Source organism: Phytoamicus setariae (genome assembly GCF_016722925.1).
GTDB classification, from domain to species: domain Bacteria; phylum Pseudomonadota; class Alphaproteobacteria; order Rhizobiales; family Rhizobiaceae; genus Rhizobium_E; species Rhizobium_E setariae.
Genome location: NZ_JAEQNC010000015.1, coordinates 128,467 through 140,771 on the forward strand (window position 1 = coordinate 128,467; position 12,305 = coordinate 140,771).

Annotated in this window: 13 protein-coding genes; 8 read left to right on the plus strand and 5 right to left on the minus strand. The window is 60.0% G+C overall.

What is annotated here, in order from left to right; translation table 11 throughout:
* Window positions 1-2: 2 nt before the first annotated feature.
* The 3 genes from mtaB to JJB09_RS22445 all read right to left on the minus strand — a co-directional run bounded on the left by mtaB (window position 3) and on the right by JJB09_RS22445 (window position 3,251).
* Window positions 3-1,277 carry a tRNA (N(6)-L-threonylcarbamoyladenosine(37)-C(2))-methylthiotransferase MtaB gene (gene mtaB / locus JJB09_RS22435; RefSeq protein ID WP_201663318.1) on the minus strand — a complete coding sequence of 425 codons (1,275 nt, stop codon included), beginning with the start codon at window positions 1,275-1,277 and terminating at the stop codon, window positions 3-5.
* Window positions 1,274-2,164 carry a diaminopimelate epimerase gene (gene dapF, locus JJB09_RS22440; protein ID WP_201663319.1) on the minus strand — a complete coding sequence of 297 codons (891 nt, stop codon included), beginning with the start codon at window positions 2,162-2,164 and terminating at the stop codon, window positions 1,274-1,276. Before dapF ends, mtaB begins: the two co-directional genes overlap by 4 nt.
* A gap of 73 nt (window positions 2,165-2,237) precedes the next feature.
* On the minus strand, window positions 2,238-3,251 hold the full coding sequence (locus JJB09_RS22445) for an MBL fold metallo-hydrolase (RefSeq protein WP_201663320.1): 1,014 nt from the start codon (window positions 3,249-3,251) through the stop codon (window positions 2,238-2,240).
* Window positions 3,252-3,403: 152 nt separating this feature from the next.
* On the opposite strand from JJB09_RS22445, the gene JJB09_RS22450 reads away from it, so the two are divergent.
* From JJB09_RS22450 to trmD, 7 genes are all read left to right on the plus strand, one after another.
* Entirely contained in the window at window positions 3,404-4,174 is a 771-nt protein-coding gene (locus tag JJB09_RS22450; protein WP_201663321.1) for a sulfotransferase family 2 domain-containing protein, read from the plus strand.
* 77 nt (window positions 4,175-4,251) lie between these two features.
* Window positions 4,252-5,025 (plus strand): hypothetical protein, encoded by a 774-nt coding sequence (locus JJB09_RS22455; protein ID WP_201663322.1) that lies wholly within the window; start codon window positions 4,252-4,254, stop codon window positions 5,023-5,025.
* 253 nt (window positions 5,026-5,278) lie between these two features.
* A complete protein-coding gene (gene ffh / locus JJB09_RS22460; RefSeq protein ID WP_201663323.1) occupies window positions 5,279-6,853 on the plus strand; it encodes a signal recognition particle protein in 1,575 nt (524 codons plus the stop codon).
* A gap of 12 nt (window positions 6,854-6,865) precedes the next feature.
* Window positions 6,866-7,189, plus strand: a complete 324-nt coding sequence (locus tag JJB09_RS22465; RefSeq protein WP_201663324.1) for a chorismate mutase — start codon at window positions 6,866-6,868, stop codon at window positions 7,187-7,189.
* A gap of 41 nt (window positions 7,190-7,230) precedes the next feature.
* Complete coding sequence (gene rpsP / locus JJB09_RS22470) at window positions 7,231-7,593, plus strand: 30S ribosomal protein S16 (RefSeq protein WP_201663325.1); 363 nt, start codon at window positions 7,231-7,233, stop codon at window positions 7,591-7,593.
* A gap of 113 nt (window positions 7,594-7,706) precedes the next feature.
* Entirely contained in the window at window positions 7,707-8,279 is a 573-nt protein-coding gene (rimM, locus tag JJB09_RS22475; RefSeq protein ID WP_201663326.1) for a ribosome maturation factor RimM, read from the plus strand.
* Window positions 8,279-8,965 carry a tRNA (guanosine(37)-N1)-methyltransferase TrmD gene (gene trmD, locus JJB09_RS22480; RefSeq protein WP_201663327.1) on the plus strand — a complete coding sequence of 229 codons (687 nt, stop codon included), beginning with the start codon at window positions 8,279-8,281 and terminating at the stop codon, window positions 8,963-8,965. The genes rimM and trmD overlap by 1 nt, the downstream gene beginning before the upstream one ends.
* On the opposite strand, the gene JJB09_RS22485 is transcribed toward trmD, so the two are convergent.
* Both JJB09_RS22485 and JJB09_RS22490 read right to left on the minus strand, forming a co-directional pair.
* A complete protein-coding gene (locus JJB09_RS22485) occupies window positions 8,947-9,693 on the minus strand; it encodes a sulfite exporter TauE/SafE family protein (protein ID WP_201663328.1) in 747 nt (248 codons plus the stop codon). The genes trmD and JJB09_RS22485 overlap by 19 nt on opposite strands.
* 105 nt (window positions 9,694-9,798) lie before the next feature.
* The gene (locus tag JJB09_RS22490; protein ID WP_201663329.1) at window positions 9,799-11,250 is read right to left on the minus strand and encodes an NCS1 family nucleobase:cation symporter-1; all 1,452 of its coding nucleotides are present in this window, start codon (window positions 11,248-11,250) and stop codon (window positions 9,799-9,801) included.
* 339 nt (window positions 11,251-11,589) lie between these two features.
* Here JJB09_RS22490 and rplS point away from each other — a divergent pair, with 339 nt between their 5' ends.
* Window positions 11,590-12,135 carry a 50S ribosomal protein L19 gene (rplS, locus tag JJB09_RS22495; protein WP_201663330.1) on the plus strand — a complete coding sequence of 182 codons (546 nt, stop codon included), beginning with the start codon at window positions 11,590-11,592 and terminating at the stop codon, window positions 12,133-12,135.
* Window positions 12,136-12,305 lie beyond the last annotated feature (170 nt).

Genomic DNA, 12,305 nt, shown 5'->3' on the forward strand with positions numbered 1-12,305 from the left:
GGTCAGGCGGCCGCCTCCTGAAGGGATTCGGCGAGCAGATGCTTGCCGTTATGGCCGTTGATGCGCACGGCCACGAAACTGCGCGGGCTGTGCTTGCTTGCATCGACGAGCGTGAAATTTTCCGTGTGTGCCATGCCGGTGTTTTCGACCAGCAGCATCTGGCTTGTGCCGATCATGGATTGCAGGTGGGCTTCATGCAGGCGTTCGCCCGCAGCCCTGAGGCGTGCAGCGCGCTCCTTGATCAGGACGCGATCGAGCTGTGGCATGCGGGCCGCCGGCGTGCCCTGGCGCGGCGAAAACGGAAAGACATGCAGGCGCGAGAGGCCGCATTCCTCCGCCAGCCGTCCGGAATTGGCAAACATCTCTTCGTCTTCGGTCGGAAAGCCTGCGATGATATCGGCGCTGAAGCTGATCTCAGGCCGCAGCGCGCGGGCGCGCGACGTAAACTCAATTGCGTCCTCTCGGCTGTGACGGCGCTTCATCCGTTTCAGTATCATGTTGTCGCCATGCTGCAGCGAAAGATGCAGGTGCGGCATGAAGCGTGGCTCATTTGCAACCAGGTCCCAGAGATGGTCGTCGACTTCGACGCTGTCGATCGATGACAGCCTGAGGCGCCTGAGTTCGGGCACGTGCTTGAGGATCGATTTGGCGAGCGCGCCGAGCGAAGGGGCGCCCGGAAGGTCGGCGCCGTAGCTCGTGGCATCGACGCCGGTCAGCACGATTTCGCGATAGCCCCCTTCGACGAGTTGGCGGGCCTGTTCGACCACGGCCCCCATCGGCACCGAGCGCGAATTGCCGCGCCCATAGGGGATGATGCAGAAGGTGCAGCGGTGGTCGCAGCCGTTCTGCACTTGGATGAAGGCGCGCACATGGCCGTCGATGAGCTTGACCATCTGCGGCGCGGTTTCGCGTACGCTCATGATGTCGTTGACGCGGAGCTTTTCCGATGCCTGGACGCCGAAATCCGGGAGCGCGCGATAGCTTGCCGAGACGAGCTTTTCCTCGTTGCCGAGCACGGTGTCGACTTCGGCCATTTCGGCAAAGGATGCGCCTTCGGTCTGCGCGCCGCAGCCGGTGACGATGATGCGGGCTTCGGGATTGTCGCGACGAGCTCGACGGATCGCCTGGCGGGCCTGGCGCACCGCTTCGGCGGTCACTGCGCAGGTGTTGAAGATCACGGCATTGTTGAGGCCGGCTTTGCCCGCCTCTGCCTTGATGATCTCGGATTCATAGGTGTTGAGCCGGCAGCCGAAGGTGATGACGTCGACGCCGCTCACTGCGCGATCGCTTCCTGCGCGTCCCGCCGCCAGACGCCGGTCGCGGGGTCGAGCATTCCCGACCATTCCCATTCCGCAGGGCCGGTCATGACCACATGGTCGTCGTTGCGCCAGACGATCCTGAGAATTCCACCGCTTGGCATGGTGATCGCCACGTCGCGACCGGTCCGGCCGGTGCGGGCGGCCGAAACGCCGGTCGCGCAAGCTGCCGAGCCACAGGCAAGTGTCAATCCCGCGCCGCGTTCCCAGGTGCGCAGGTCCAGTTGATGATCCGAGCGGACGCGGGCAATGGAGATGTTGGCGCGTTCGGGAAACATCGGATGGTTCTCGAGCAGCGGCCCGAAACGGTCGAGCTCATAGTCCCAGACGTCCTTGTCGACCCAGAAGATCGCATGCGGATTGCCCATCGAGGCCACTGACGGCGAATGCAGCACCGGATTGTCGATCGGCCCGATCTGCAGCTCGATGCGGCTTGTGTCGTGGAACTCTTCGGAGAGCGGGATCTTGTCCCATGCAAATTCCGGCCTGCCCATGTCGACGGAGATCTGTCCGTCGTCATGCTCTTCGGCATTGAGAATGCCGGCGATGGTCTGGAAGGTAAACGTCTTGCGGCCTGTTTCGGCCGCCAGCGCCTGCACCACACAGCGCGTACCGTTGCCGCAGGCTTGCGCCAGCGAACCGTCGCAATTGAGGATATCGATCCACGCATCGGTGCCGTCTGCGCGCGGATCGTAGATCGCCATGATTTGGTCGAAGGACGTTTCTGCATTGGCGGCAAGCGCGATCGCAGCCTCCGAAGTAACGCGATCCTTGCGGCCACGCATGTCCACGACCAGGATCTTGTTTCCCAGTCCGTTCATCTTGGCAAATGGTGTATCGGTCGTCATGGCGGCGGCAGCTCTTTTGCAATTTGGCCACTATATGGAGCAAAGAGGCCAAAAATACCAGTCCTTTCCACGATCAGACTGGCGGCACATCGAAGGCCTCGCCGGGCCTGAGCGCCCGGAAGCGGGCGGGTTCGATCCGCCTTGCGGCAAGCGCCTGCTCGAGTGCCCTGAGCGGTGCATCGACCGCTTCGTTGGTCAGCTGAAAGGTTCCCCAGTGATGGCCAGCGGCATGAGCGATGTTGGCCAGTTGCATGCCTTCGACAGCCTCTTCGGGATTCTGGTGCTGGCCCTGCATGAACCAGCGCGGCTCGTAGGCGCCGATCGGTAGATTTGCCAGCCGAAATCCCCCATGCTTTTCGGCGGCGGCGCGATAGTTGATGCCGTCATGAAACCCGGTGTCGCCGATGTGGTAGATCTTTCCGGCAGGCGTTTCGATGACGAAGGCGGCCCACAGCGCCATCCGGCGGTCGCGGGAGCCGCGCGCCGACCAGTGATGGCAGGGCTCGGTATGAATGGTCACGTCGTTTTGGAGCCGCGTCTCGTCGCCCCAGTCGGTGACGCTGATACGGGCGTCAGCAATCGCGCGACGGATGATCGTGTCATTGCCGAGCGGTGTGACGATGTGCGGAGCGTGCCGCCGATGCAGAGCCTTGAGCGTTGAAACGTCGAGATGGTCATAGTGGTTATGCGTCACCAGGACGACGTCGATCGGGGGTAGATCGTCGAATGCGAGGCCGGGTGCATTGTGACGCTTCGGACCGATGAAGGCAAAGGGACTTACTCGGTCTGACCAGACAGGATCGGTGAGAATGTTCAGCCCCGCCACCTGGATCAGCAAGCTTGCATGGCCGATCATCGTCACGCGTAGGTCACTGCCGCCGATAAGGGCTTCGGGCTTGGCGGGGGAAAACGGGCTGGGATAGAATTTGGGCCAGACTTCGGGCCGGTCACGCGATTTCCATTGAAAGAATGCCCGAAAACCAAGCGGTGCTATGCCGCCGGGGTTGAAAAAGCGTGTGCCGTTGTAGTGGTTCGATTTCGGGCCTTCGTAATAACGATTGCGAACCCGTTTGGTACTTTTCTGCATTGTGCCGCCATCTCGTTGCATTGGCATCGATTTTGTCGATGCATCTCCATGCCTGGGCACAGTCGTCGGACTGGCGGGCATTCGCCGTCATGGTCCACACGTTGACGTCTGCGGTTTCCGGGACTACGAAAACGTCAAACGGTGGGGTTTTCATGATTGAATACGACAAGTTCATCTATCTTGATGTCTACAAGACCGGGAGCACGCATATCAACTATCTGCTGAAGCAGATTACGCTTGAGCCGGAAATCAGACGCAACCGCCACGCGCCACTGACCAAAGTCCGTCCTCTGACGTGGAAGGGTGGCAAGCTGGTTTTCGCGACCGTGCGCAATCCCTGGGACTGGTATGTCTCGATGTGGGCCTATGGGCACACCAAGGAAAACCCGCTCTACAGCCACATCAAGGCCGCTCTCGGTAAAAAAGAGCTCAACGAACTCTACGACACGTCCAACCCGACGGTTTCATTTCCGCTGTGGCTGCGGTCGATCCACGATCCGGCGTTCATCGCAAAGATCCTCAAAGGGCATCGTCTGCCGACTTCAGGCCTTGCCGACTTCATGGGGTTCTACACCTACCGGTTCCTGCGCGTCACGCTGCCCTATCCCGAATTGCTGCTGCGCTGGCCATTCATTCGATCGCTGGACGGTGCCATCGCCCTGCAGAAACGCTTTGCCACCTACGACGTGATGATGAAGAGCGAGACCTTGGATGAGGAATTCGCCGAGTTCGTCGTCAAGTATCGGGAGCGATGCGGTTTTACCAAGGAAGCCGTCGATCTCGTCCGGGAAAAAGCTGACGCGCATCGAAATACGTCGGTCAGGACACTCGCCTCCTACCGCGATTATTACACCGACGAGCTCAGAGACCTTGTCGCGAAACGCGACCGGTTGTTCATCGACTTGTTCGGCTACAGCTTCTGAAGTGAGGCCCTTCAGCAAGTTTGACCCGACTCGCAATCCGGCATAAAGGACGGCCTGACGAAGCGCATGAGGTGCAGATGATCGAGTACGAGAAGTTCATTTACCTGGATATGTACAAGACGGGCAGCACCTATGTTGTCTCGCTTCTCAACAAGCTCATGGCCGGAAAACCAGTTCGTTCGTTCCGTCACGCGCCGCTGACCAAGGGACGCCCGTTCTTCTGGAAGCAGGGGAAGTTTGCATTTGCGACCGTCCGCAATCCCTGGGACTGGTACGTTTCGATGTGGGCCTACTCGATCCAGCAGCCAAACGTGCTGTTCTTTCGCGACGTGCGCAAAGTACTCGGCGACGAGGGTGCCAAGAAGCTGTTCGACCCAGAAAACCCGAAGGAGTCCTTCGCAGTCTGGCTGAAGTCGTTGAACGATCCGGATTTCCTCAAGGCGGTAATGACGGATCATCCCTATTCGCGCAGCCCCCTTAACAAGTTTCTGGGTTTCTACTCCTACCGCTTCATCCGGGTCACCACGCCGCATCCGGCACTCTTCCTGCGCCGCTGGTATATGTGGAACATGGACCGCGCCATTGCCCATCAAAAGCGCTGGGCAATTTACGACAAGGTGTTCAAGAGCGAGACGCTGACCGAGGATTTTTCCAATTTCGTACTCGAAAATAAGGAGCGGTGCGGGTTCAAGGAGAATGCGAAGGGAATTCTAAAGCGCAATGCGCCGACGCCGAAAAACACCTCGAACCGGACGTTGACGTCATATCGAGACTACTACACGCCGGAGCTCCGCGATCTCGTGGCCCGTCGCGACCGGTTGCTGATCGATCTCTTCGGCTATGAATTCTAAGCGTTCGCCAAGCGGGCAGTGCCGCTTTTCGAGCGCAAGACTTGACTTTTCCGGATCCATGCTGTTTACAGCCCCCCATCTGCCAGTCTGAGACAATGATGAAGCAGCCGACCAGGACGGCCTAAGCCTGATCCCGGAGGTCAACACCCGACAGCGCGCTGCGCCCTCGGGTGCTTTTTCGCTTTGTCTCTTGTTTCGGATTGGCCCGATACCGATGTTGCGGAAACGAATTCCGGACAAGAGGATAAAGTGGATGTTTGAGAGCCTTCAGGAACGCCTTGGCGCGATATTGAACGGACTGACCGGCCGCGGGGCGCTTTCGGAAGCCGACGTGTCGGCAGCACTCCGTGAGGTTCGCCGTGCGCTGCTCGAGGCCGACGTGGCGCTCGAAGTCGTCCGCTCGTTCACCGACCGGGTCCGCGAAAAGGCCGTCGGCGCCGAAGTTCTCAAGTCCATCAAGCCAGGTCAGATGGTCGTCAAGATCGTCCATGACGAGCTTATTGAGATGCTCGGATCGGAAAGCTCGTCGGTCGATCTCAATGCGGCCGCACCCGTCGTCATCATGATGGTGGGTCTGCAGGGCTCGGGCAAGACGACGACCACAGGCAAGATCGCGCTGCGTCTGACGACACGCGAACGCAAGAAAGTGCTGATGGCCTCGCTCGACACGCGTCGCCCGGCCGCCCAGGAACAGCTTCGCCAGCTTGGCGTACAGACCAATGTCGACACGCTGCCGATCATTGCCGGCCAGTCGCCGGTCGATATTGCTGCCCGCGCCGTGCAGGCCGCCAAGCTTGGCGGCCATGATGTGGTCATCCTCGACACCGCCGGCCGCACCCATATCGACGAGCCGTTGATGATCGAGATGGCGGAGATCAAGCGGAAATCCAATCCGCATGAAATCCTGCTCGTCGCCGATGCGCTGACTGGCCAGGACGCAGTCAACCTCGCCCGCAATTTCGACGACCGCGTCGGCATTACCGGCCTCGTGCTGACCCGTATGGACGGCGATGGCCGCGGCGGTGCAGCACTTTCTATGCGCGCCGTCACAGGCAAGCCCGTCAAGCTGATCGGCGCCGGCGAGAAGATGACGGAACTCGAGGAGTTCCATCCCCGCCGTATCGCCGACCGCATTCTTGGCATGGGCGACATCGTCTCGCTGGTCGAAAAGGCCGCCGAGAACATCGATGCCGAGAAAGCGGCGGCCATGGCCGCCAAGATGGCCAAGGGCAAGTTCGATCTGAACGACCTCGCCGACCAGCTCGGACAGATGCAAAAGATGGGCGGCATGGGCGGCATCATGAGCATGATGCCCGGCATGGGCGGTATGAAGGACAAGCTGGCGGGTGCCGGTTTCGACGACAAGTCGATCAAGCGCCAGATCGCCATCATCTCCTCGATGACCAAGGCCGAACGCGCCAATCCCGATATGCTCAAGCATTCCCGCAAGAAGCGCATCGCAGCCGGCTCCGGCACCGATGCCGCCGAAATCAACAAGCTGCTCAAGATGCATCGCGGCATGGCCGACATGATGAAGGCGATGGGCGGCGGCAAAGGCGGCGGCATGATGAAGCAGATGATGGGCGGTCTTGCCAACAAGATGGGCCTTGGCGGACTCGGCGGCGGCATGGGTGGCATGCCCGATCTTTCCAAGCTCGACCCCAAGCAGCTCGAGGCGCTCGCAAAGCAGGCCGAAGCCGCTGGCCTTAAGCCAGGCAGCCTGCCCGGTCTGGGTGGTGGCGGTGGACTTCCGGGTCTTGGCGGCGCCAAGCTTCCGGGCCTGGGCGGCGGGCTTCCCGGCCTTTCCGGCTTGTCGAAGAAGAAGTGAGGAAAGGATTTCATGACTGATCCGGATGTCAAGAAACAGCTTTCAGGCTATCGCCAGTCGATCGACAACATCGATGCGGCGCTGGTCCATATGCTGGCCGAGCGGTTCCGCTGCACCAAGGCGGTGGGCGTGCTCAAGGCCACCTACAATTTGCCGCCGGCCGATCCGGCGCGCGAGGAATACCAGATCAACCGTCTTCGGCAGCTTGCCCGGGACGCCGATCTGGACCCTGATTTTGCCGAGAAGTTCCTGAACTTCATCATCACGGAAGTGATCCGGCATCATGAGGCCATTGCCGCCGATATCGGCGGTACAACAGAGAATGCCGTTTCCTGAGAGGGAAACGAAAACAGACACAGATCCTAAGGAGAAATGCAATGTCCCTGAAAATTCGTCTCGCCCGCGGTGGCTCCAAGAAGCGTCCTTACTACCATGTCGTCGTTGCCGACGCTCGCTCGCCGCGTGACGGCCGCTTCATCGAGAAGCTCGGCTCCTGGAACCCGATGCTTGCCAAGGACGATGCCGCCCGCATCGTGATCGACGGCGAGCGCGTCAAGCATTGGCTCGACAACGGCGCACAGCCGACCGACCGCGTGTTGCGCTTCCTCAACGATGCCGGTCTCGCAAAGCGCGAAGCCCGCAACAATCCGGTCAAGGCCGCTCCGGGCAAGAAGGCCCAGGAACGCGTCGCCGAGAAGGCCCAGAAGGCTGCCGACGCTGCCGCTGCAGCAGCAGAATAATTTCATGCGTTCCGCATGAACATGAAGATCCCCCGCATTTGTCGTGCGGGGGATTTTCATTTTGGTGTATAGAATTCAACTACACTCCCATTCCCAACCGCCGGATCATTCGCATGAGTGGAAAAAAACCTGCCGTGAAACTTGAGCATCCTGTCCAGATGGGCGTCATCGGCGGCGCGCAGGGTTTGCGCGGCGAGGTTCGGGTCAAGGCCTTTACCGACGAGCCGGTCGAAATCGGTGAATACGGCACGCTCTATGGGCTGGATGGCCGCGCCTTCGAGATTCTCGATATTCGTCCGCACAAGGAAATGGTCGTTATTCGTTTTCGCGGCGTCAATGACCGCAACGAGGCGGAGCGTCTCAATGGCACTGAGCTCTATGTCGAACGAGACGTTCTCGACGATGAGGAGCTCGATGAGGAAGAGTATTTCTATGCCGATCTCGAGGGGCTTGAGGCGCGCGATGCCGAGGGAAACTCCTGGGGCGTCATATCGGCGATCTTCGACTTCGGCGCGGGTGATATCCTGGAGCTTACGCAGCAGGGCAAGCGTGCGCAGCTGATCCCCTTCTCGGAATCATCTGTTCTGGAAATCGATTTCGAAGGCGGAACGATTCTGATCGATCCTTTTGCCGCAGGCCTCATCGGCGAAGACGATGATGAAGACCAGGACGGAAAAGGCAAGTAATGACTTTTCGCTCCTCGATCCTGACGCTTTATCCCGAGATGTTCCCGGGCTTTCTCGGTGAGTCCCTGTCGGGCAAGGCGCTGGAGCGTGGTGACTGGTCGCTGGACACAATCCAGATCCGTGACTTCGCGACGGACCGGCACCGTAGCGTCGACGACACGCCGGCCGGCGGTGGTGCAGGCATGGTGCTGCGGCCCGACGTGCTGGCGCGCGCCATCGATTCGGTTGCCGACGACGGGCGCCCGCGCCTGCTGATGAGCCCGCGCGGCCGACCTTTGACTCAATCGCGCGTGCGCGAGCTCGCGGCTGCCGACGGCGCGGTTATCGTCTGCGGGCGTTTCGAGGGTGTCGACCAGCGGGTAATCGATTCCCGGGGTCTCGAAGAGGTTTCCATAGGTGACTATATTTTGTCGGGTGGCGAGCCCGCTGCGATGATCCTTCTCGATGCCATCATTCGCGTCTTGCCTGGCGTGATGGGTAATCCGGAATCCGGCACACATGAAAGCTTCGAGAACGGCTTGCTCGAGCATCCTCATTTTACGCGCCCGCAGGTCTTCGAGGACATGCAGATTCCTGCCGTACTGACTTCGGGCAATCATGCCAAAATAGAAAAATGGCGGCTTGAAGAAGCCCGCAAGCTGACCGCCGAGCGGCGTCCCGATCTCATTCAGCCGGTCACGAAGTAATAGACTGACAGAGCCAGCCCCGCCGCAACCACGATCCAGCGCAGAACGGCCTGTGGAGCCCGCTTGGCGGCGTGCACGCCTGCATAGCCACCCAATGCCACGGCTGGGACCATGATGCCGGCGTGCAGCCAGGATACCGCGCCCGCGGTCGAGAAGATGACGATCGCGACGGCGGCGATGACGATCGACAGAAAGTTCTTGAGCGCATTGAGGCGGTGGTAGTCACCGCCGGTGGCCAGTCCCAAAGATGCCAGCATCATGATACCCATGCCGGCGCCGAAGAAACCGCCATAGAAGGCGGTGACGGTCTGGACGATCAAGCCAAAGGGCGTGGCAGCGTGCCTTGCTCCGGTGTTTCTCGGTTTAAGAAGAGGGCCGGCGGCAAAGACTGCTGTCGCGGCCAACAGTAGCCAGGGCACCATCACGCGGAAGGCCGGGTTGGAGAGACTCATCAGGAAAAGTGCGCCCAGGGTGCCCCCGATGATCGAAACAATACCAAGCGCGACCGCGCTTTTCCAGAGCGCTCCGAACTCCTTGAAATAGGCAAGCGTCGACGTGATGTAGCCCGGAAACTGGATGATCGACGAGGTGGCATTGGCCGTCACCGCCGGCAGGCCGGCCAGCGTCAGCACGCCAAAGGTCAAAAAGGTGCCGCCGCCGGCGATGGCATTGATCGCGCCCGAGAAGAATCCGGCGACGAACATGAGAGCTATGGTGGCAATGGTCATGGGCGCAATTCCGTCGATGCAATATGCATCCGTGTCATATCGCATTGGCAGGGCTTGGCAATCGCGCGAAATGGAAATGCCCGGCCGAAACCGGGCATTCGATGTTCACCGGGCGGTCACCGGCTTGCGTGCGGAACCCATCCTGAGCAGGTAATAGACGATACCGCCGATTCCGACGCCGAAGAACCAGCCATAGGTTCCCCACCAAGCCGGCAAGATGGTGGTGAAGGTTGGCAGGATCGACGAGAACAGAGCGCCTATAGCAAAGGCGATGAAGGCGTTGCCGTGCCAGCCACCCTGGAAGCGGAACTCGCCGTTTTCCTGATAGAGCGCATTGACATCGAGCTGGCCCTTTCGGATCAGGTAATAGTCCACCATCATCACCCCGAATATCGGCCCCATCGTCGAGCCGATGAAGTTGACGAAGTGCGCGGCTCCGGTTTCCCAGGGGGCGAACGGGTAAAGTATCAGGGCAATAAAGGCCGCGATGTAGCCGCCGCGCTTGAAGTTGATCTGCTTGGGAAAGACATTGGAAAAGTCGAAGGCCGGCGAGACGAAGTTGGCCACGACGTTGATGCCGAGCGTGGCCACAGCGAAAGTCAGTGCCGCAAGCAGCGCCAGGAACCAGCTATCGAACTTGGCTGAGATCTGGTCAGGATGCAGCAGCACTTCGCCGTAGACGGTAAAGGCGGCGGTGGTGGTGACGCCGGCGACGAGGCAGAAGGCCAGCAGATTGATCGGCAGGCCCCAGAGGTTGCCCCTGCGCAGGGTTTTGACATCCTTGGCATAGCGCGAGAAGTCGCAGAAGTTCAGGTAGAGTGCGGCGAAATAGGTGATCCAAGTTGCAGATACGGCGGCAAGTGCCGGAAACGAACCCGGCTCGCCCGGAATGCCGGCATCCTTGGTCTTTTCAAGCAGGACATCGCGCGGGATCTCCGAGCCGAAGGAGAAGGTTCCCGCCTTGATCACCAGGTAGACCGCGAGAATCAGCATCATGATCCAGACGGCCGGCCCGGCCCAATCCTGGAACTTGCGCACCGTTTCCATGCCGCGCTGGATGATCAGCAGCTGCAGCGCCCAGATGACCACATAGCAGATCACCTCCAGCGTCGAATGGCCGAGCATGTGGCTGTTCTGATGGAACGCTAGAAGGCTGTCGTTGCGGACCAGCAGCGCCACGATGGCACCGGAAGCCGCAGCGGTCTGTGCGCCATACCAGAAGCAGGCGACGATGGCACGCACGAGCGCCGGCACATTGGCGCCGAACGTGCCGAAGGAGGCGCGTGCGAGAACCGGAAACGGCACGCCGGTCTTGACCCCGGCATTGCCCACCAGGCTCATCAGGACGAAGATCACCAGCGAGCCGGAGCCGATGGCGATGACGAAATTGACGAAACTGCCGCAAAGCAGAAAAAGGCTTGCGGCGAGATAATAGCCCCAGAGACTATGGACGTCGGATGTCCAGACGTTGAAAATGCTAAATGCGCCCCACTTTCTATCTTCTGCGGGTGCTAGGTCCTCGTTGTACAAGGCAGGCGATGGATTGCTGACAGTCATGCTGTATTGCTCCTCTCCTCGGATCCCCCGATCCACCCAGCAATCTGCACAGAAATTAAGCAATTGACAAATTATTAAACATGTCATGCACAGGCTGGTGGAAAGTCGCGGCGCAGGAAATCCCGGGCGTGCGGCCCGGCTGGGGGCAGTTTTTTGCCTCCCAGGGGGTGACAAGCGGCAGTGGTTCCTGTATGTGCGCGACCGGAATGGGAAAATCCCATCAACCAGCAATGAATGACAGATGTAACCGCTCCTGCCGTAATGGCAAATACCTGAGGCGAGTCCAAGGGTAGATCGTTCAGGGCGCTCTGGCTGTTGAACCAACAAGAGGTTGAAGACATGAATATCATCCAGCAGCTGGAAGCCGAACAGGCCGCCAAGATCGCCGCCAAGCGCACCCTTCCGGATTTCTCCCCGGGCGACACGGTCCGCGTCAACGTTCGCGTTATCGAAGGTACGCGTACCCGCGTGCAGGCCTATGAAGGCGTTTGCATCGCTCGTTCGGGCGCCGGCATCAACGAAAGCTTCACCGTTCGCAAGATTTCTTACGGCGAAGGCGTGGAGCGCGTATTCCCGGTTTACTCCCCGCTGGTCGAAGGCGTCGAAATCGTTCGCCGCGGTAAGGTCCGTCGCGCCAAGCTTTACTACCTGCGCGACCTGCGTGGCAAAAAGGCTCGTATCGTCGAGAACACCAACACCCGCGCCCGTAAGCTGAACGAAGGCGAGCGTCAGGCTGCCCAGGCCGAGAAGGCCCGTATCGAAGCCGAAAAGATCGCTGCTGCACAGGCTCTGGCTGCCGAGAAGGCCGCTGCAGAAGCTGCCGCCGCTGCCGAGAAGGCTGCTGCCGAAGCCGCTGCTGCTGCTGAAGCCAAGAGCGCCGAATAAGCGCTTATCCATCTTTGAATTGAAAAGGCGGCGTCTTCGGGCGCCGCCTTTTTTCGTTATGAAGTAAGTAAACCTCCACCTACGGTGGAGGACTGGACGTGTTCTACATCGTAGTTGAGAGACCTCCGTGCTTGGACCGCTATTTTATGCGCGACACAGAACGGAGGTTC